General features: G+C 52.7%; 14 protein-coding genes. 9 read left to right on the top strand and 5 right to left on the bottom strand.

All coding sequences use genetic code 11. The features are described 5' to 3' along the window. Nucleotides 1-302 precede the first annotated feature (302 nt). From EL143_RS02615 to EL143_RS12820, 6 genes are all read left to right on the top strand, one after another. Nucleotides 303-1,292 (top strand): hypothetical protein, encoded by a 990-nt coding sequence (locus tag EL143_RS02615; RefSeq protein WP_085416912.1) that lies wholly within the window; start codon nt 303-305, stop codon nt 1,290-1,292. Between the two features lie 176 nt (nt 1,293-1,468). Further along, nucleotides 1,469-2,611: a GTPase ObgE gene (gene obgE, locus EL143_RS02620; RefSeq protein WP_085416914.1), complete on the top strand. Its 1,143-nt coding sequence runs from the start codon at nt 1,469-1,471 to the stop codon at nt 2,609-2,611. A 363-nt stretch (nt 2,612-2,974) separates the two neighbouring features. Continuing rightward, nucleotides 2,975-4,384 (top strand): cysteine--tRNA ligase, encoded by a 1,410-nt coding sequence (cysS, locus tag EL143_RS02625; RefSeq protein WP_085416915.1) that lies wholly within the window; start codon nt 2,975-2,977, stop codon nt 4,382-4,384. A gap of 235 nt (nt 4,385-4,619) precedes the next feature. Beyond that, complete coding sequence (rpmE, locus tag EL143_RS02630; protein ID WP_085416917.1) at nt 4,620-4,835, top strand: 50S ribosomal protein L31; 216 nt, start codon at nt 4,620-4,622, stop codon at nt 4,833-4,835. Between the two features lie 132 nt (nt 4,836-4,967). Further along, the gene (locus EL143_RS02635) at nt 4,968-6,608 is read left to right on the top strand and encodes a hypothetical protein (RefSeq protein WP_085416919.1); all 1,641 of its coding nucleotides are present in this window, start codon (nt 4,968-4,970) and stop codon (nt 6,606-6,608) included. Nucleotides 6,609-6,879: 271 nt separating this feature from the next. After that, a complete protein-coding gene (locus EL143_RS12820) occupies nt 6,880-9,171 on the top strand; it encodes a NosD domain-containing protein (RefSeq protein WP_085416920.1) in 2,292 nt (763 codons plus the stop codon). Between the two features lie 221 nt (nt 9,172-9,392). Here EL143_RS12820 and gnd read toward each other — a convergent pair whose 3' ends face one another. The 3 genes from gnd to EL143_RS02655 form a co-directional block, all read right to left on the bottom strand. Next, nucleotides 9,393-10,841 carry a decarboxylating NADP(+)-dependent phosphogluconate dehydrogenase gene (gene gnd, locus EL143_RS02645; RefSeq protein ID WP_085416922.1) on the bottom strand — a complete coding sequence of 483 codons (1,449 nt, stop codon included), beginning with the start codon at nt 10,839-10,841 and terminating at the stop codon, nt 9,393-9,395. 292 nt (nt 10,842-11,133) lie between these two features. Further along, nucleotides 11,134-12,069 (bottom strand): peptidylprolyl isomerase, encoded by a 936-nt coding sequence (locus EL143_RS02650; RefSeq protein WP_085417208.1) that lies wholly within the window; start codon nt 12,067-12,069, stop codon nt 11,134-11,136. After that, complete coding sequence (locus EL143_RS02655) at nt 12,066-14,411, bottom strand: LPS-assembly protein LptD (protein ID WP_085417207.1); 2,346 nt, start codon at nt 14,409-14,411, stop codon at nt 12,066-12,068. The genes EL143_RS02650 and EL143_RS02655 overlap by 4 nt, the downstream gene beginning before the upstream one ends. Nucleotides 14,412-14,472: 61 nt before the next feature. Between EL143_RS02655 and amgK the strand changes: the two genes are divergently transcribed. From amgK to EL143_RS02670, 3 genes are all read left to right on the top strand, one after another. Continuing rightward, a complete protein-coding gene (gene amgK / locus EL143_RS02660) occupies nt 14,473-15,477 on the top strand; it encodes an N-acetylmuramate/N-acetylglucosamine kinase AmgK (RefSeq protein WP_085417206.1) in 1,005 nt (334 codons plus the stop codon). Nucleotides 15,478-15,610: 133 nt separating this feature from the next. Continuing rightward, nucleotides 15,611-17,152: a murein biosynthesis integral membrane protein MurJ gene (gene murJ / locus EL143_RS02665; protein WP_085417205.1), complete on the top strand. Its 1,542-nt coding sequence runs from the start codon at nt 15,611-15,613 to the stop codon at nt 17,150-17,152. Between the two features lie 347 nt (nt 17,153-17,499). Beyond that, nucleotides 17,500-18,057 (top strand): opacity family porin, encoded by a 558-nt coding sequence (locus tag EL143_RS02670; protein ID WP_085417204.1) that lies wholly within the window; start codon nt 17,500-17,502, stop codon nt 18,055-18,057. An 86-nt stretch (nt 18,058-18,143) separates the two neighbouring features. On the opposite strand, the gene murG is transcribed toward EL143_RS02670, so the two are convergent. Both murG and ftsW read right to left on the bottom strand, forming a co-directional pair. Further along, nucleotides 18,144-19,211 carry an undecaprenyldiphospho-muramoylpentapeptide beta-N-acetylglucosaminyltransferase gene (gene murG / locus EL143_RS02675; protein ID WP_085417203.1) on the bottom strand — a complete coding sequence of 356 codons (1,068 nt, stop codon included), beginning with the start codon at nt 19,209-19,211 and terminating at the stop codon, nt 18,144-18,146. A gap of 4 nt (nt 19,212-19,215) precedes the next feature. Then, entirely contained in the window at nt 19,216-20,376 is a 1,161-nt protein-coding gene (gene ftsW / locus EL143_RS02680) for a putative lipid II flippase FtsW (protein ID WP_085417202.1), read from the bottom strand. Nucleotides 20,377-20,697 lie beyond the last annotated feature (321 nt).

Genomic DNA, 20,697 nt, shown 5'->3' on the forward strand with positions numbered 1-20,697 from the left:
TGGTTTCTTTTCTGTTGTCACGGTTCTGTCCTGAATGTTTCGTGGTGCGGATTACACACCGTTTACGCCTTCAAGATGACGCTTCATAATTAGAATCAATGATTAGGATAAATAAATTTTCGGCTGTATTATCAGGGCTGTCCGTTAAATTGACAGCATGGTTTTCTCTTTTTTACCCAATTTATCCCAATTGATATTCTACCATAAAACAGCCCGAAACCACTCACACAAAACCGCTAACCGCGCCAAGCATTTCAAAAATAACGTAGAATGCGGCTTTCGCACTTGAGCCAACCCACCTCATGGAACTGACCATCGCCCTGCCCGCCCTTAATCAAAGCAGCCCCGCGCAATTACCGCCTTTAAGCACACCGGCTTTAAACGAATTGTTGCGCTTCGGCATACTCACGCCCCACTCTGTTGATACTTCTGCATTTTTTGCATCGTTTTTATGGCAAGGCAGCCTGATTGCACATGCCAAGCACACGCTTGGCATCGCCCCTCAACAAACCGCCGTATTTGCCAGCCCCGTATGGCAGCAGATGGGAATGCACAGCGCCAGCATGTTGGGCGGGGCGGGTTTGGGCATTTCCGCCCGACAGGCTGAAGCTTTCTGCACAGGATTAAACGGTTTTTATGCAGACACAGGCTGGCGTTTCCATCCCTACCGGCCGGACTTATGGCTGGTTGAAACACCTCACCAACCCGATTGGCAGGTTCCCTGCATATTGGATGTATTAGGCTCACTCGACGGCACAGCACGGGCAGAAGGCGGCGATGCAACCCAATGGATGCAGTATCAAACCGAAATCCAAATGTGGCTGCATTCATCCGACACCAACAGCGAACGCACCGCACAAGGCCAGCCGGCAGTAAACGGGGTTTGGCTGTGGAACGATCTGGCCGGCACACAAACCCGGTTTGACCCGCTCACCACCGACAGCGAATGGGCCCAAGCCTATTCCGGCCCGAAGTCCGATGCACCTTACGACTACGCCGCATGGCAACAGTGGGCAGCAGAAGCCCCCGCTTCAGACAGGCATCTTATTTTTCTAAACGACTTGGCCGACACCGCCCACACAGGAGATGTGTGGACTTACAAACACACGCTTGAAACTTGGGACGATCGCTTCTTCGCCCCCGCCCTGCAAGCATTAAAGCAAGGCAGCCTCAAGCAGCTCACGCTGGCAACCGACGGCGCTTTCGGCGGCACATTAAACATCAAAGCCAAATCCGGCCGAGCTTTTTGGAAGCGCAAACGCAATTTTCAAGGCAACTGGCAACAAGCCTAACCCATGCCTGTCTGAAAAGTTTTCAGACAGGCATGCGCATATCCCAAACGCGCATTATGCTTTATAATATAGCGCATCCGTTTGATTACCCATTGATTTCACATTACCGATTCCTTTTCAGACAGGCATAAATAAATGCCTGTCTGAAAACATCTTAAAAGCAAAGAAACACCATTATGAAATTTATAGACGAAGCAAAAATCGAAGTTTCCGCAGGACGCGGCGGCAATGGCGCAGTCAGCTTCCGCCGTGAAAAATTCGTACCGCGCGGCGGCCCCGACGGCGGCGACGGCGGACGCGGCGGCAGCGTGTATGCGGTGGCCGACGAAAACATCAATACCCTGGTTGAATACCGTTTCGTCAAACGCTACCAAGCCAAAAACGGCGAAAAAGGTCACGGCTCCGACCGCTACGGCGCAGGTGCCGACGATATCGAGCTGCACATGCCCGTGGGCACGCTTATCCGCGATGCCGACACCGATGAAACCGTAGCCGACCTCACCCGCCACGGCCAAAAAGTCTGCCTGGCCAAAGGCGGCAAAGGCGGATTGGGCAACATCCATTTCAAATCATCGGTCAACCGCGCGCCCAAACAGGCCACGCCCGGCGAAGAAGGAGAAGCCCGCAGCCTGATTTTAGAGCTGAAAGTATTGGCCGACGTCGGCCTCTTGGGCATGCCCAACGCCGGCAAATCCACCCTTATCCGCGCCGTTTCCGCCGCACGCCCCAAAGTGGCGGACTATCCGTTTACCACATTACACCCCAACCTCGGCGTGGTACGGATTGATGAAAACCACAGTTTCGTCATGGCCGACATCCCCGGCCTGATCGAAGGCGCGGCAGAAGGCGCGGGGCTCGGCCACCGTTTTTTGAAACACCTCTCCCGCACCGGCCTCTTGCTGCACGTTGTGGACTTGGCTCCGTTTGACGAAAGCGTGGTTCCCGCAGAAGAAGCATTGGCCATCATCAACGAATTGCGCAAATACGACGAAGAGCTGTACGGCAAACCGCGCTGGCTGGTATTAAACAAGCTCGACATGCTCACACCCGAAGAAGCAGAAACCCGCGCAGCCGAGTTCTTAAACGCCATCGGCTGGGATTTCCCCGAACCGGACGACCGCTTCGGCTTCGACATGAACACCCCCCGCCTCTTCAAAATCAGCGCCCTTACCCACGAAGGCACACAAGATTTGGTACACCAAATCAGCCTGTACCTTTCAGAGAAAAAACGTCAGGAAGCGCAAGCCGCCGAAACAGAAGCAGACAACACCGCAGCACCTGCCTCGCAAACCGACACTTCGGTGTTCAAAGCGGAATAATGCCTGTCTAAACCCCGGAAAGAGCGCAATCGCCAAACCATAAGCCTGTCTGAAAGCTTTTCAGACAGGCATCGCAAACAGCATCTTAAATGCAGAAAGTATTTAAGGTTTTCCTCACGGTTAAAATATAGTTAAAATATTTAAAACCAACACAAGCCGGCGACAGCGCAACAACAGCTATAAAGCCGCTTATGGTAAAACCCGTATAGCGTCAAAACCTACCACTTAATAAACCTGATCACACTCAATAAACATCGGGCAGGATAATGAGCACGTGCAGTTATATAAACACAATATAATCAGCCGCATCATTTTCCAAACAATTCCGAAACACTTACCCAACTTACAACAGAGTCAAACCGTATGCTTACTGTTTACAACACCCTAACCCGCCAAAAAGAACAGTTCATTCCACTCAATCCCGAAAACGTGCGCATGTATGTATGCGGCATGACCGTTTATGATTACTGCCACTTGGGTCACGCCCGCGTCATGGTTGTATTCGACATGATTGCCCGCTGGCTGCGCCAAAGCGGCTATCCGCTCACCTATGTGCGCAACATCACCGACATCGACGACAAAATCATCGCCCGCGCCGCTGAAAACGGCGAAACCATAGGCGAACTGACCGCGCGCTTCATCCAAGCCATGAACGAAGATGCCGCTGCGTTGGGCGTTATCCGCCCCGACGTCGAGCCCAAAGCCACAGAGCATGTACAGCAGATGCAGGCCATGATCCAACGCCTGATCGACAACGGCAAAGCCTATCCCGCCGAAAACGGCGACGTTTATTACGCCGTACGCGAATTCTCCGCCTACGGCCAATTATCAGGCAAATCGCTGGACGACCTGCGTGCCGGCGAGCGCGTGGAAGTGGACGGATTTAAACGCGACCCGCTGGATTTCGTATTATGGAAAGCCGCCAAACCCGGCGAACCTGCATGGGAAAGCCCTTGGGGGCAAGGCCGCCCCGGTTGGCATATCGAATGCTCCGCCATGAGCGAAGAATTATTCGGCGACACGTTCGACATCCACGGCGGCGGCGCGGATTTGCAGTTTCCCCACCATGAAAACGAAATCGCCCAAAGCTGCGGCGCACACGGCGGCAGCTGCGGCCACAGCCACGGCGGAAAAACCATTGAAAGCCATGTCAAATATTGGCTGCACAACGGCTTTATCCGGGTGGACGGCGAAAAAATGTCGAAATCATTGGGCAACTTCTTTACCATCCGCGACGTGCTGAAAGCATATGATGCCGAAGTGGTGCGCTTCTTTATCTTGCGCGCACACTACCGCAGCCCTCTGAACTATTCCGACGCCCATTTGGACGATGCCAAAGGCTCGCTTACCCGCCTTTATACCGCGCTGAAAAACACCCCGCCTGCCGAATTTGCACTAAGCGAAAACGCCAACGACTACACCCGCCGCTTCTTCGCTGCCATGAACGATGATTTCGGAACCGTAGAAGCCGTGGCCGTATTGTTTGAGCTGGCCAACGAAGTCAACAAATCCAACGATGCCGGGTTGGCAGGCTGCCTGAAAGCACTCGGCGGCATTATCGGCCTGTTGGAACGCAATCCGCAGGAATTCCTGCAAGGCGGTACGGCTTCAAGCGGGCTTTCCAATGAAGAAATCGAAAACCTGATCGCCCAACGCAAACAAGCCCGCGCCGAAAAAAACTGGGCGGAATCCGACCGCATCCGCGATTTGCTCACAGCGGAAAACATCATTCTCGAAGACGGCGCCAACGGCACAACTTGGCGGCGCGCGTAACGCAGCACGTTCAAATGCCTGTCTGAAAAGCGTATCAAGCAGCCGGCTTTTCAGACAGGCATTCGCGCTACCGCGCAAAACTTGCCAAAACACCAATAACTTGCGATAATCCGCCGCTTACGCTACAAAATATGCATCCATATCAACCGGCCACGCCGCAAGGATGCTGTTTTGAAGCCGTCTTATCTGAAGCATAGGCACAACCCCTATGCCCGCCAACCAAAAGGAAATAAACATGAAACAAGGTACTCATCCGGATTACCATGAAGTAAACGTAACCTGCTCTTGCGGTAACAAATTCGTAACCAAATCTGCAATGGAAAAAGAAAACTTCACCATTGAGGTTTGCTCACAATGCCATCCTTTCTACACCGGCCAACAAAAAATCGTTGACACCACCGGCCGCGTGGACAAGTTCAAACAAAAATACGGCAATATGTTCAAACGTTAATCTTTGGATAGATTGCAAAAAAGGCTGCTTCGGCAGCCTTTTTTAAGCGCTGCCGAAGCAGCCGCACTTTAAAGTAATTTCACAATAATCCTGCTAAACTCTTTCCATCAAGCAACCCGTCTATCCCGCATCATGCTGACTTACCTGCCCCCCGACCAACGTCCGCCCGCCCCTACTCATGAAAAACCGTGGCTGCTGCTGCTTTTGGTTTTTGCTTGGCTGTGGCCCGGCGTATTTTCACATGATTTATGGAATCCCGCCGAACCTACGGTAAATGCCGCCATCAATGAAATGATGACCGACGGCCGTGCCTGGCTGCCCACAGCATTGGGCGAACCGCTTTACAACGTGTCGCCTGCCTATATCTGGCTGGCCTCGGCCTGCCGCCGGCTGTTTTCCCCTTGGTTGGCAGATGCTTATTCCGCTTCGCGTTTTGCCAGTGTGATATTCACCGTTATCGGCCTCACCGCTTCCGGTATGGCTGGTTTCCACCTGCTCGGCCGCCATCAGGGTCGCAGCGTGGTGTTGATTATGGTCGGTTCGGCAGGCTTGATTGGTGCGGCACATATGCTGGGCGGCATGTCGGTGCAATTTGCCGCATTGGGATTGGTTCTCTACGGGTTTGCATTGGCACGCAGCCGCGTGATTATGGCTTCCCTGCTCTTAGGTGGCGGTTTGGCATTGCTTTCGCTTTCAGCCGGTTATTTGCTGCCGCTGGCTGTCGTGTTAACTGCAGTATCCCTGTTGGCCAGCCCGCATTGGCAGCATAAGCGTTATTATATTTCTCTTTTCGGTGCGCTGGCGGTGGGGCTGCCGCTGATGGCACTTTACCCTTCCGCCTTGTTCACAACCGATCCCGCCGCATTTGAAACATGGCGTCTTTACCATGCTTTCGGCAGCTTCGGCGGATTTGGTAATTTCCGTGTATCGTTGAATGCAGGCTACTATCTGAAAAATTTGTTGTGGTTTGCCTTCCCTGCCTGGCCGCTCGCAATCTGGACGCTTTTACGCGGCAATCTGGCCAAAGAGCCTTGGATAGCGCTGGCTTTGGCATGGTTGGTTCAAATGGGTCTGCTTTTAGCCGCCGATCCCTCCTCCTATCAAGATAATTTATTGTGGATTTTGCCGCCGCTTGCGCTTCTGGGTGCGGCCAGACTCGACAGCCTGCGCCGCGGGCCGGCTGCTTTTCTCAACTGGTTCGGCATTATGACTTTCGGCTTGGCTGCTGTGTTTTTATGGCTCGGCTTCTTTGCCATGAATTACGGCTGGCCGGCCAAGCTGGCCGAACGCGCTGCTTATTTCAGCCCGTTTTACACGCCCAATATTGCACTTGTTCCCATGCTGGTTGCCATTTTGTTCAGCCCGATCTGGCTATGGGCCATCACGCGGAAAAACATCCGCGGGCGGCAGGCTGTAACCAACTGGGCTGCCGGTATGACTTTGGTTTGGGCGTTATTGATGACCCTGTTTCTTCAATGGCTCGATCAAGCCAAGAGCTACCGCCCCGTGGTAGAACAAATGGAAGCCGCCGCTCCTACCGATTTGCGCACAGGCTCGGCCTGCATCAACATTCCCCGAAACGAGCAAGCTGCCCGCTTGGCATGGAGCGAATATAGCCGCCTGCTCATACGCGTTGGAGACGAAAGCTGCGCCTACAAATTGGTGCGTACCCATATGGATGACGCACCGCCCGTCGGCTGGCAGAAAGTCTGGCAAGGCAACCGCCCGCGCAACAAAGGTTGGGTTTTCGTATTGACCAAAAGGTCTGCTTAAGCACCGGTCATTGCCGCCAACCGCACTGCCAACAAGCAATGCCTGTCTGAAATTTTTCAGACAGGCATTGTGGTTATAAGGCCGCTTATGCCTGTCTGAAACCGACTTTCGGAAAAACAGCGCATGATGCACTCGGGCTTACATAATATCGACATATACCAAACGTTAATATGCAGCAATAAACTTTGTTGTTGCCGCATCGTGGCTGCCTTATACCGAAAACAAGTTCCTCCGCCAGATTACCGCACCAACCAACCGATTGATAACGCCCATGTTTTTCTTATCCACGCCGATTCATTTCTATTTTGAAGCCTATCCCACCCTAGCCGCCGCTGCTGCGCAATCCGCACAAACGTTCGCAGCGGGCCACATACCCAAAGGGCAGAATTTCAAAATCGTTGCCAATCTCGGCGAAGCACAAAAAGCCGCGCAAAACCCCAATCTGCGCTACCTCATTATCAGCGACGGCAAATACCACGCCCTGTTTCAAAAAGACAACGGCGGCCACAGCGCTGCCGGACTTTCCGGCTGGAGCGCCTATTTCGCCAAAGCCGGCTATGTGCCTGCCGTGGCTTTTTACAGCGGCAGCGGCGAAATTTCAGCCGCAGTCAACCAAGCCATGATTGCGGCGAAAAAAGCCGGTGTGGGCGTAGAGATGAGTGAAAACCAAACCTACACCAGCGAATCGCAAATCAAAGTGCTGCGCGGGGTAAAATATCTGCACGGCAACGGCAGCACCATTCAGATTGGTGCAGGCGTGCGCGAATCCGCCGTAAAGTTTGAAACCGGCTCGCAAAACTCAACCATAGACGGTTTGGTGCTGAACATGAACAACCGTCCCTTGAACGGCATTCTGGCACAAGGCACGCAACACACCACCATCAGCAACAACACGGTTTACAACACCGGCGCCAACGACAAGGCCGCCATTTCCATTACCGGCGTTTCCAATCCGAGCACCCGCTTGAGTACCGCCAACGTATCCATCTTAAACAACCGGATCATCATGCCCGGCGGCAAAATGGAACGCGGCAGCGGCGGCACGGCCATTTATGTGGGCGGTTACCCCACCGCACCCAAAAGCAAAACCCCTGCCGAACAACGCCTGTATGCGGCAGCTGCAAAAGATGTACCGCCCGGTCAAGATTTGGGTCGCTGGAGCCTTTATGCCAAAGGCAACGGCAAAGTAGCGGAAACCAATCCCGAAGCCAAAGCTGCCGACATCACCATTCAAGGCAATTATATCGACGGCGGCCGCTACGGCATCGGCTTTAACGAAGTGAGCGGCAACAGCACCATCAGCCACAACTACCTCACCAACAACACCCGCAATATTTCCCTGCAAAACAACGTGTTTAATGTTGCCGTTAAAAACAACCTGCTTACCGACGCCCTTTCAACCGGCGTGTTACTGGGCTACAACGCCGACCACAACACCATCAGCGGCAACATCATCACCAGTACCCGCTTTATCGGCCAGGCATTAATCATTGCCGTACAAGGCAGCAACCACAACACCATTACCCGCAACCACCTTGACGCCGCCAAACCTTCAGGCAGGCATGAACCGGGCAAATGGCTGGTATATGCGGGCTCCGATGCCAGCGATAACCACATTACCGACAACATCATTTCCGGCTCCGCCAAAGGCAGCGTGCTGGGTGTGGAAGCCGTTTGGGACAGAGCGTCCGCTTCGGGCGAGCGCGCCGCTTACGCCACAGGCCTGCCGATACATTACAACGGCGGTAACGGCAGCACTAACAACGTAAGCATCACCGGCAACATCATCGCGCCCTCCTTTGCCGCTGCGCCCGTGTTGTATGTGGGTGCAGACACATCCAAAGGCTGGAACAAAAAAAGCAGCGACGGCCAATACGACTTCCCCGCCAGAAACATCATCGGCCACATCACCGGCCTGAGCCTGAAAAACAACACCGTTTTAGGCACACAAGGCACGCACTTCAGCGAGCTGATCCGCAAACATGAAAACGGCGGCGCAACCGTAAACGGCGGTAAAAAACTGGAAGGTTTGCAGCTGGAAGAAAAAGGCATTACCCGCCGCAACCGCACCGTATATGCCGTTCACAGCCACAACTTAAGCGGCAGCGACAACACTTTGATTCTGATGGGCAACCAAGCCGTTAACGGCAACGGCGGCACATCAGACGACACAATCACCGGCAACACCCAAGCCAATGCGCTAACGGGCGGTGCGGGCAACGACACCATAAACGGCGGTTACGGGCATGACGTGTTAACCGGCGGAGCAGGTGCCGACACTTTTGTGTTCGGCAGCAAATTGAGTGAGACGGAAAATATAAATATGCTGGCGGACTTCAATCCGAAAGAAGGCGACAAAATCAGTCTGCACCCCGCGCTAAGCGGAGGCAAACCGCCGGCAGTGTGGTTTGCCAAAGCAGGCTCGGAAACGTTTGCCACGCGCGTTATCCAAAAAGGCAATGCCCTCTATTACGATGCGGATGGCAGCGGTAGCGCATTCCGGCCGGTGAAATTTGCCATTTTGCCCAACAATGTCCAACTTAATGCAGGGCAGTTCAAATAACTTTCCATACAACAATGCCTGTCTGAAAACGAATAAAGCGGGTTTTCAGACAGGCATTGATATGTTTTGGGAAAGCTCAAGCAGCCGTATAGTTAATCAATTTACATCACAACTATACCGTCATACTCGGGCTTGACCCGAGTATCTCCTAAAGTTACCGGAACTCGAGATACTCGGGTCAAGCCCGAGTATGACAAGCGTGCTATTTTTAAATTGATTCTCTACACATGATAGGTGGTTGAGGCCGTATCTCCGCCTTTTCCGGTCCAATTGGTGTGGAAAAATTCGCCGCGCGGTTGGTCTGTGCGCTCATAAGTATGGGCGCCGAAATAATCGCGCTGGGCCTGCAACAAGTTGGCAGGCAAGCGTTCGCTGGTGTAGCCGTCGAGAAAGGTAATGGCCGAAGCCATGCAGGGCATGGGCAAGCCGGCTTCGATGGATTTTGCCACCACTTTACGCCATGCAGGCAGACATTGTTCCAAAATACCTTTGAAATAAGGATCGGCACCGAGGAATACCAAATCGGGATCGGCTTCGTAAGCATCGCGGATATTGCCCAAAAATGCGCTGCGGATAATGCAGCCCTCACGCCATAACAGCGCGGTTTTGCCATAATTCAACGACCAATTATTGATTTCGCCGGCTTCGCGTATCAGCATAAAACCTTGTGCGTAAGAAATAATTTTTGAAGCCAGCAAAGCTTGGCGCAAAGCTTCCACCCATTCGGCTTTATCGCCGGCAACCGGCCGGATGGTTTTGCCAAACAGCGCGTGCATTTCGCGACGCTGCTCTTTGAATGCGGACACGCAGCGTGCAAACACGGCTTCGCTGATTAAGGTAAGCGGGATGCCCATATCCAGCGCGTTGATACCCGTCCATTTACCCGTACCCTTTTGGCCTGCGGTATCAAGGATTTTTTCAACCAAAGCCTCGCCGTTTTCGTCTTTGAAACCGAGAATATCGGCAGTAATCTGAATCAGGTAAGAATCCAACTCGGTGGTGTTCCATTGGCTGAATGTTTGGTGCATTTCCTCGTAAGACATGCCCAAGCCGTCTTTCATAAACTGATAAGCTTCGCAAATCAGCTGCATATCGCCGTATTCGATGCCGTTATGCACCATTTTCACAAAATGGCCGGCACCGTCCGCGCCCACCCAATCGCAACAGGGCTCGCCGTTTGGCGTTTTGGCGGCAATCGCCTGCAAAATCGGCCGCACATACTGCCATGCCTCGGCATTGCCGCCCGGCATAATCGACGGGCCGTTGCGCGCGCCTTCTTCTCCGCCTGAAACGCCTGCTCCGACAAATAAAATGCCTTTTTCGGCCAGCTCATGCGTGCGGCGCGTGGAATCGGGATAATTGGCGTTGCCGCCGTCGATAATGATGTCGCCCTGATCCAAAAGCGGCACCAATTGCCGGATAAATTCGTCCACCACCGAGCCTGCTCGAACCATCAGCATGATTTTTCTCGGCTTTTCTAACTTTTCAACCAAATCTTGCAGGGAATAAGCACCGGTAATCCGGGTGTTTTGCGCAGGGCCGTTGAGAAATTCGTCTACTTTGGAAGTGGTGCGGTTATAGGCAACAACTTTAAAGCCTTTGTCGTTCATGTTGAGAATCAGGTTCTGACCCATCACGGCCAAACCGATTACGCCAATGTCGCCTTTCATTTTGTGTCCTTATATTTGTGAAGCCTGAGCCCGGCTTAATGAGCAGATGCTTAATTCTAAGCCATAGCAAACCAACTTGTTTTGATACAAGGCAGCCATGCCATAGCGGGTTAAGTTTATTTGTTATAACAAAATGTAACTTTCTTAAAGCAATACTTTACCTTATTCGTGCTTGTTACTACAAGGTTTCGTCTGTTTTTTGTTGTTTTACAACAGGCTTTCCTATTTTCTTTGCTACAAAACAATGCCTGTCTGAAAATGCTTTTCAGACAGGCATTGCTTTGTTCAGGCATTATTGCACGCGGATATCGATATAAGCGTTTTTATGCAGGTCTTGAAGCAACTGATAAGCAGCCGCCTGCGCTTTTTGCTGCTCCAAAGCACGGCGGACGGCAACCTGGGTGCGCTCTTCGGGCGTACCGGCTTCCCGCACTTCGTTCAGCTTCACAATATGCCAACCAAATTGGGAGCGGACGGGCGGGCTGACTTGGCCGGGCTTGAGCTGGTGCACGGCATTTTCAAACTCCGGCACCATCTGTCCGTCGGTAAACCAGCCCAAATCGCCGCCTGCTGCTGCGCTGCTGTCTTGCGAATATTGGCGGGCCAGTTGGTCGAAGTTTTTACCGCTGCGCGCCTGCTGCCAGATTTGGCGGATGGCCGTTTCTGCGGTCGGGTCGTTTTGGCCTGCTTTTACCAAGATATGTTGTGCGCGGTATTGGCGGATGGCTTCGCCCGAAGGCAGCGCCTGCCCTTTGGCTTGTGCGTCCGCAATTGCGGCATTCACCTCGGCATCACTGACACGGGCATTTTGCGCGGCAACCTGCTGCTGCACTTTGTTGGCGATAATGCTGTCTGCCACATTGCGGCGCAAAGCATCTCGGCTCAAACCCGAAGTGGCATACAGTTTATCTACGGAAATTTTACGGCCGGCCGCCGTTTGTGCAATCACACTGTCAATTTCCGCATCCTCCGCCGTGATGTTGCGGCGCTTGCCTGCCTGCGCCACCAGCGACTGGTTGATTAATTGGGTAAGCACCTGTTTGCGGTGGTCGGCATCGCTCATGCCTTGCGGCTTCGCGCTGCGCGCAATCGCGGCTTGCAGGTTGCGCTGGGTAATCACGTCGTTATCGGCAATCGCTGCCACGCCGTCAATGTATTTGATGTCGGCAGCTTGGGCGCCGATGGCGGTAGCAGCCACTAAAGCCAGAATCAGTTGTTTTACTTTCATTTTTTTATCACCTCGTTGCTTTTACTGTAGCCGGGAATGGCGCGGCTCAGCTCGTTGTAGGGGTTACTGCCGATATTGCTTAAGTCTTTCAGCTGGAGATTGAGAAACACGGCGTTTTTGTATGTGCTGTTTTTAGCCGAATCCAAACCGTTTACATAACGCTGCGCCGTCACGCTGGCGCTCCAGCAGCCGCAGCCGCTTTTATATTCCAGCCCGACAAGCTGCTCCAGCGGTTTTTTCACATCCAAACCGTAATTCAAACGGGCAACGGCGTAGAGATTCTGGCGAAGCGGCCATTGCGCGGCCAAATCAACCTGTCTGAGCTTTTCATAAACATATTGTGATGTGCCGTCGGCGGTTTTCTCCAAATAAATCGGTTCGTAGCGGCCATATTTATAACGTGCGCTTACCACTTTGCCGCGCTCGGGATTGTAGCGCAAGCCGGTGTCGATATTGTCGAAACGCTCTTGGTTCTGGTTGTAATGCACCAATGCATGGCCGCTTACGGTATCGGTAATACGGCCGTGGCCAAAGGCTATCCAGTCGGAACGGTTGCGCGGGTGTTCTTCGATGCTGCCGCTCAATGCCACGCTGTCGGTGGTGAAATAAAATTTCTGCCCGATGCCGGCGCGGAAACGCTCCGAGCCGGTTTGCCGGTCAAGGTAGCGGGTTTGTATGGCGGTGGTCAAACTATTGGACGAATTGATGCGGTCATTGCCCGAATAAAGGTTTTCGCGGAACAGTTGCTCGTAGCTGAAGCTGTTTTCCGACGAATCAAAATTAGGCAGGTCGTTTTGCGATTTGGTGGGGATGTAGTTGTAAAACAAGCGCGGCTCGAGCGTTTGCACATAATCTTTACCCCAAAGCGAAGTCGGCCGTTCGAATGTTACACCTGCATCCACATTAATCAGCGGCAGCACCCGGGAAGCGGAACGGCTGCTTCTGCTGCCAAAGGTATCAAGATTGTAATGGGTGTAGTGCACGCCGACTTTCGGTGTGATGAATCCCCAGCTGTTATGGAAATTCCAGCTTGCGCTCGGATAGGCTACGATGCGGCTGCCCGATTGTTTGTCGTCATGCTGGAAGCGGGTAAACTGGCCGAACGCATTGAATTGCAGATTGCCGAAATTCTTCTGCCAGCGGGTGCTCAACCGCGGCATCAAGGTATAAGGTTCGTCTTCATAGCCGGCAACATTGGCCAGTGTTTGGTGTTTCTGTATGGTGGCGTAGCTGTCAAGCGAGCCGTCGAGCAGGCGCATATTGTGGTTTAACCATATCTGGCGGTTAAGATTGACATGGGTGGCAATGTCGTTTCTGCTGTAAAAATCGCGGAAATAATCGTCATCAGATACTTGGTTGAAGTCCACGCCAACGCTCACAGACGGCGTGATGCTTTGCTGATGCTGCCATTTGGCATGGTAGCGGTTATTGTGTTCGCTGCGTCTGTCGTTAGGCATCCAGGTTGCAGAAGTTTCGCCGCGCATTTTCGGGGTGAGGTAGCGGAACTCGCCGTGCAGCTTGACACCCCTGTCTGTAATCACACCTGGCGCCAATGTTGCGTCATAGTTCGGCGCCAAGTTGAAATAATAAGGCAGCTCGATTTCTGTGCCGTCCGAACCTACTTCCAAGGTGGGCACCAAAAGACCGCTTTTCCGGTTGCTGTTGAGCGGAAAATCCGCCCACGGCGTGTAAAGCACCGGCACACCACCGAATACCAGTCTGGCGTTTTTGGCCACGCCTACGCCTTTTTCGTAGTCCGCCTCAATACTGCTTGCCGCGATATACCAGCTGGCATCGCCGCGCGAACAGGTGTTGAATTTGGTGTTGTGCAGAACGTATCGGTCTTTGCCTTTCAATTCGACTTTTTCGCTCACCGATTGCAATCGGCGGCCTTCGTGTTCTGCCTCAAGACGGGCGTTTTCCGTAGAACCGGTACCTTTACCCAAATGATATTCAAGCTTCTCTCCGGTTAAAGTCGAACCGTTTTGATACAGCACAAAAGAGTCTCCGGCGCGCACGATATCGCGGGTTTGGTCATATTCCGCCCACGCCGCATTGAGCACTTTATCGTTATATTCTACGATAACGTCGCCCTGCGCGGCCACGGCAATCTTGCTCTGGCCTTGCATTTTATCCGCCGTAATTCTCGTGTAATCGGCAGGCAGCTTTTCTTCACCGCTGGTTTTTACCTGCGGTTTTTCTCCTGCGGCGGCTCGGATTTTTTCCGGATCGCAGCGCAGGCAGGTTTCGCCCAAAGAAAGGTTATCGGCATAGACCGATCCTGCGCAGAAGGCCATGCCTAAAGCGAGTACAACGGGTTTTAGTGTAAACAAGCGTGCCAAAATATCACCTTAAATCGGTTTTGCCAGTTAAAATAGCATTTATTTTAACCCGAAAACACCTATGCAACGAGAAAACGAATTAAAAAACTGGTTGGAAACGGTTTATCCTGCCGATAAGTTTACCTTGTCTTTTGCTGCTGCGGATGCGGATTTCCGCCGCTATTTCCGCGCCGTATTCGACGACGGGCGCAGCATTGTCTGCATGGACGCGCCGCCCGATAAAATGAGCGTGGCACCTTATCTGAAAGTGCAAAAGCTCTTTGATATGGTGAATGTGCCGAAAGTTCTGCATGCGGACGAAGCACAAGGGTTTGTTGCGTTGAACGATTTGGGCAACACCACTTTTTTAACCGCCATGCAGATCGACCCGAGCGAAGCGGCGCACAAGGCGCTTTTGCTGGAAGCGATTAACGAACTGGTGGTGTTGCAGCAAAACAGCCGCCAAGGCGTGCTGCCTGAATATAACCGTGAAGTCATGCTGCGTGAAATCAACTTATTTCTGGAATGGTTTGTGGCCAAAGAATTGGACAAAGAATTGAATTTCAAGCAGCGCGGCCTGTGGCAGCAAACGGTGGAAACGCTGCTGCCGCCGCTGTTGGCTCAGCCGACGGTTTATGTTCACCGTGATTTCATCGTGCGCAATCTGATGCTGCAACCGGGCAGACCGGGCGTGCTGGATTTTCAGGATGCGCTTTACGGGCCGATTTCTTATGACTTGGTGTCGCTGCTGCGTGACGCGTTTATCGAGTGGGAAGAAGAATTCGTGCTGGATTTGGTGATCCGCTACTGGGAAAAAGCCCGCGCTGCCGGGCTGCCCGTGCCCGCCCAATTTGACGAGTTTTACCGCTGGTTTGAATGGATGGGCGTTCAGCGCCATTTGAAAGTGGCCGGTATCTTCGCCCGCTTGTACTATCGCGACGGCAAAGACAAATACCGCCCCGAAATCCCGCGCTTTTTGAATTATCTGCGCCGCGCCTCCCGCCGCTATGCCGAACTTGCCCCGCTGTACGCGCTTTTGGTGGAACTGGTGGGCGACGACGAACTGGAAACGGGCTACACTTTCTAAGCCTGCCCGTCCGGCTTAACAGCCAATGCCTGTCTGAAAGCCTGTTTGACACGTTTTCAGACAGGCATTGGTAATCAACCAACCATTTCAGCCAATCATCGTTAATATTGGTTAACCTAATCCTCACAGCATCATGAACTTACTCAACGCGCTGGCCAAAGTCAGCAGCCTAACCATGGTATCGCGCATACTCGGCTTTATACGCGATATGATTATTGCACGGGTTTTCGGCGCTTCGGCGGCCACCGACGCTTTTTTCGTAGCGTTCAAACTGCCCAACATGTTGCGCCGCATCTTCGCCGAGGGTGCGTTCTCGCAAGCTTTCGTGCCGATTCTGGCCGAATACAGGCAAACCCGCTCGCCCGAGGCAACGCGCGATTTCGTGCAACATGTGGCCGGCATGCTCACTTTTGCGCTGACCGTCGTTACCGCCATCGGCGTGTTGGCCGCACCGTGGATTATTTATGCCACCGCCACCGGTTTTGCCAAAACGCCGGAAAAAGCCATGCTGGCTTCCGACCTTTTGCGCGTGATGGCGCCTTATATTCTGTTTATTTCCCTCTCTTCTTTTGTCGGCTCGATTCTGAACACTTACCATAAATTCAGCATCCCTGCGTTTACGCCCACGCTTCTGAACATCTCGTTTATCGTGTTCTCGCTGTTTTTCGTGCCCTATTTCGACCCGCCGATTATGGCTTTGGCATGGGCGGTGTTTGTGGGCGGTCTACTGCAATTGGGCTTCCAGCTGCCCTGGTTGGCCAAACAAGGCTTTTTGAAGATGCCCAAACTCGATTTCAAAAATGCCGCCGTTATCCGCGTGATCACCAAAATGGGGCCGGCCATTTTCGCTGCCAGCGTTACCCAGATTTCCCTGATTATCAGCACCATTTTTGCTTCCTTCCTGCAAACCGGCAGCGTAACCTGGATGTATTATGCCGACCGCTTAACCGAGCTGCCCACCGGCGTGCTCGGCGTGGCTTTGGGCACCATTCTGCTGCCCACGCTCTCAAAACACGCGGGCGGGCGCAACCCGAAAGAGTTTTCCAAACTGCTCGACTGGGGTTTGCGCCTGTGTTTCCTGCTTTCCGCACCCGCCGCCCTGGCCCTGACCGTGTTGGCCTTCCCGCTGATTTCCACGCTCTTCATGAGCAAAGGTTTTACGGTTTACGACGTTACCATGACGCAAAAAGCCCTGATGGCCTACTCGTTCTGCGTGGTCGGCCAGATTATGGTAAAAGTGCTGGCGCCGGCATTCTATGCCCAACAAAACATCAAAACGCCGGTAAAAATCGCTCTTTTCACGCTGGTTGTTACCCAATTGATGAACTTGGCTTTCGTAGGCCCGCTGCAACACGTCGGCCTTTCGCTGGCCGTAGGCTTGGGCGCCTGTTTGAACGCAGGCCTGCTGTTTGTGCTGCTGCGCGTTAAAGATATCTACCAACCCGCCAAAGGCTGGGCATCATTCTTATTAAAGCTGACAACCGCCTTGCTGGTCATGGGTGCCGGTCTCTGGGCGGCGATGAACTATCTGCCCATGGATTGGGTCAACGCCGGCAGCGGGCGCAAAGCCTTGCAACTTCTCGGCTTGATTGTGCTCGGTGTGGCGCTATATTTCTCAACTTTAGGTTTGTTAGGTTTCCGCCCGCGCGATTTCAAACGCTCCGAATTGCAATAACACAATGCCTGTCTGAACCCCTTTCAGACAGGCATTGTTCTAATCTGTATCGCCTTTACCACATCATGCACGCTTCATAGCTCATCCTGCGGCTTTCCGCCCCATTTTATTTTTCTCTTTCAATTCAACAAACTAAAAAATAAAATCATTTAAAATAATTTCAATTAGTAATAATCAGCCACTTTTACCTTACTTTAACCAAAGCGCAGCTCCAACAAGCTTTTTCTCTTTTACCATTTCCTTATAATTGATTCTTCATAAATTTCACGGCAGGAAAGCTTAGTTTGCCCGGCTGCCGTCGCACCTTTTCATTCCGCAACACACTACGTTTTTACAAGGAAAACATCATGAAACACACTTACCGCAAAACCGCTTTGCTGCTCGCCGCATTAACCGCCGTTTCCGCCCCTGCCTTTGCCGCGGGCGACAAAGGCTTTTATGTGCAAGGCGATTTGGGCGTTTCACGCGTTAAAGCCGACGCCAAAGTGTTGGAATTCAAAAAAACCGGCTTCACACCGCGCATCAGCGCCGGTTATGACTTCGGCACCATCCGCGTTGCCGCCGATTACACCCACTACCAAGACATGAGCGCCCGCCAAAACGGTTTGAACGCCGAAGTAAAAGCCAAAAGCGCCGGCATCTCCTTAGCCTACGATATGCCCGTTTCCGACAATTTCGAACTCTACATGGGCTCGCGCTTCGCGATGAACAACATCAAAATGAACGCTTCCCGCGCAGGATACCGCGGCTCTTCAGATGAAACCAAATTCGGCTCCGGCTTTTTAGCCGGCGGCGTTTATCAGTTTAACGACAACCTCAAACTCGACGTAGGCTACCGCTTCAACCGCTTGGTTGCTGATTTCAATGCACACGAAGTGAGCGCCGGTTTGCGCTATCAATTCTAAACCCGCATTCAAACCAAATGCCTGTCTGAAAACCCGCGTGGTTTGTTTTCAGACAGGCATTTGATTTGGTTGTATAACCACAACCACTAATTAGCCACCTGCACCGCAATATCCGCCACATCATCTGCGCTGTGCGGCATGGCCAATGTGCGCGCATTCTTTGCCCAAGTCAGGCACTGTTCTCGCGTGAGGCCGCCGAGAATAGTGGCAAGTTTGTCTGCTGTGAGCTCGTTTTGCGGCAGCAGCAAGCCGGCATCGGCTTTCACCATGAAGCGGGCGTTGGCGGTTTGGTGGTCGTCAACCGCATGGGGATAAGGCACCAGCAGCGCGCCTACGCCGGCAGCGGTCAGCTCGGCAATCGTCAGTGCTCCGGCGCGGCAGATGACCACATCCGCATGGCTGTATACTTTTACCATGTCGTTGATAAACTCCCTGCACTCGGCTTGCGCACCATGTTTGGCGTATGCCGCCTGCAAAGCATCAAGCTTGCCGCGCCCCGACTGGTGGTACACAACCGGCCGTTTTTCCGGCGGCAACTTGCCTAATGCGGCAGGCACGGTTTCATTCAATACTTGAGCGCCCAAGCTGCCGCCCACCACCAACACTTTCAGCCGGCAGTCGCGCTTGGCAAAACGCACTTCCGGCTCGGGCATACCGGAAATTTCGGCGCGCACAGGGTTACCCACCAGGCCGTCGGGCGCGTCAAATGCTTTGGGAAAGGCATACAACACACGCCTGGCCCAGCGGGAAAGCATCTTGTTCGATAAACCTGCCACGGCATTTTGCTCGTGTATAACCAGCGGCACACCCGATAATTTGGCCGCTACACCGCCGGGAAATGTAACAAAACCGCCGAAACCAATGGCGCAGGCGATGTTGTGTTTCCGAATGATTTCTTTTGCTGAGGAAACGGTTTTCATCAAGGTGAAAGGCAGCATCAGTTTGCGCTTGAGGCCGTTACCGCGCACGCCCTTAATGGCCAGCGTTTCCAAAAGAATATTATGTTGCGGCACGATACGCGTTTCCATTGCGCCTTCGCTGCCCAGCCACACCACTTTGTGCCCGCGATTTTGCAAAGCCCGAGCTACCGCCAGTGCGGGGAAAATGTGCCCGCCCGTGCCGCCGGCCATCACAAGAAAAGTTTTACCGCTCATGATCTTATCCTTCAATTTTATAGCCGCGCATTTTCTGGCGGTTTTCAAAGTCCACCCGCACCAAAAGCGCCATGCACACCAGCATCACTATCACTGCCGAACCGCCGTATGACATCAGCGGCAGCGTCAATCCTTTGGTGGGCAGCAAGCCGATATTCACGCCGATATTGAAAAAACTTTGGATACCGAGCCAAATGCCGATACCTTTGGCAACAAACGCGCTGAAGTAAAGCTCCAAATCCCGCGCCTGTTTGCCGATGGAAAAAGCGCGCAACACCAGCCACCCATAGCAGCAAATCAATGCCAGCATTCCGAAAAAGCCGAATTCTTCTGCGATTACCGCCAAAATAAAGTCGGTATGCGCTTCGGGCAGGTAAAAGCGCTTTTCCAAACTGGCACCCAACCCGACACCGAACCATTCGCCGCGCGCAATCGCCATCAGGGCATGGGCAAGCTGATAGCCTTTGCCCATCGGATCTTCAAACGGATCAAGAAACGAGGTTATCCTCGCCATACGGTAAGGCGCAACCACAATCAACGCACCCATCCCGATCACGCTTACCGACACAATAATACCAAACCATTTGAGCGGCAGCCCCGCCAAGTAAACCAAACCGAGGAAAATCGCCGAAGCCACCACGGTTGAACCGAAATCCGGTTCCATCATCAGCAAAAACAGGCCGATTACCACCGGCAGCCCCACATACCACACTTTTTTCAAATCGCGCAAAATCTCGGATCGGCGCGTGAAGAAGCTGGCCAAATAAAGAATGGTGGTGAGCTTGAACACTTCCGAAGGCTGCACGTTAAACGGCCCTAAGGCGATCCAGCGCTTGGCGCCGTTAATTTCCCGCCCGAACAGCACCACTACCAACAATGCCAAACTGATCATCAGCAACACAGGCGTAGCCTTTTTCCACACCCGCATGGGCACTTTCGTGGCAGTAATCCACGCAAAAACGGCTCCTATGCCCACAAAAATCATCTGGCGCGTTAAATAATGCCACGAGCTGCCGCCGTCGTGCCCTGCATAGGCGATGGATGCCGAATAAATCATCATCAGGCTGAACGCAGTCATCAGCGTTACCACCCAAATTAGGTTCTGGTCGTAACGGTAGCCTTTTCTGAGGATTTTTCGGTCGAGAAGTTTGGATTCGGTAATCATGATACAACTTAATCTAATTTAAATAATCGGTGTTCAGACAGGCATCGGTTAAAGTTCGACAGACAATGCCTGTCTGAAAAAACTGCCCCACCTCTCTTCTAGATCTGAATACAACCAAACAAATTACATGAACTGGGAGGCTGCAATCAGAAGAGACAATACAAGTGGTACGAAACTGATTCTTTTGGCTTAGGCAACTCAAAAAAATCATTTTCTTTAATCTTCAGCACAATAGCACCACAGCAAAGGTCAAATCAATTGACTATACATATATTTTATTTTTTAAAGGCTCACTGCCGTAAATGGGTTTTATCACGGCAT

The sequence above is a fragment of the Neisseria canis genome (genome assembly GCF_900636765.1).
Taxonomy (GTDB): Bacteria; Pseudomonadota; Gammaproteobacteria; order Burkholderiales; family Neisseriaceae; genus Neisseria; species Neisseria canis.

Bases quoted from the DNA above. Each gene is read 5' to 3' on its own strand.
- gnd (WP_085416922.1), bottom strand. From the start codon at position 10,841: ATGAAAGGCGACATTGGCGTAATCGGTTTGGCCGTGATGGGTCAGAAC.
- amgK (WP_085417206.1), top strand. From the start codon at position 14,473: ATGCAACGAGAAAACGAATTAAAAAACTGGTTGGAAACGGTTTATCCT.
- EL143_RS12820 (WP_085416920.1), top strand. From the start codon at position 6,880: ATGTTTTTCTTATCCACGCCGATTCATTTCTATTTTGAAGCCTATCCC.
- obgE (WP_085416914.1), top strand. From the start codon at position 1,469: ATGAAATTTATAGACGAAGCAAAAATCGAAGTTTCCGCAGGACGCGGC.
- murG (WP_085417203.1), bottom strand. From the start codon at position 19,211: ATGAGCGGTAAAACTTTTCTTGTGATGGCCGGCGGCACGGGCGGGCAC.
- cysS (WP_085416915.1), top strand. From the start codon at position 2,975: ATGCTTACTGTTTACAACACCCTAACCCGCCAAAAAGAACAGTTCATT.
- EL143_RS02670 (WP_085417204.1), top strand. From the start codon at position 17,500: ATGAAACACACTTACCGCAAAACCGCTTTGCTGCTCGCCGCATTAACC.
- ftsW (WP_085417202.1), bottom strand. From the start codon at position 20,376: ATGATTACCGAATCCAAACTTCTCGACCGAAAAATCCTCAGAAAAGGC.
- EL143_RS02635 (WP_085416919.1), top strand. From the start codon at position 4,968: ATGCTGACTTACCTGCCCCCCGACCAACGTCCGCCCGCCCCTACTCAT.
- EL143_RS02615 (WP_085416912.1), top strand. From the start codon at position 303: ATGGAACTGACCATCGCCCTGCCCGCCCTTAATCAAAGCAGCCCCGCG.
- rpmE (WP_085416917.1), top strand. From the start codon at position 4,620: ATGAAACAAGGTACTCATCCGGATTACCATGAAGTAAACGTAACCTGC.
- EL143_RS02650 (WP_085417208.1), bottom strand. From the start codon at position 12,069: ATGAAAGTAAAACAACTGATTCTGGCTTTAGTGGCTGCTACCGCCATC.
- murJ (WP_085417205.1), top strand. From the start codon at position 15,611: ATGAACTTACTCAACGCGCTGGCCAAAGTCAGCAGCCTAACCATGGTA.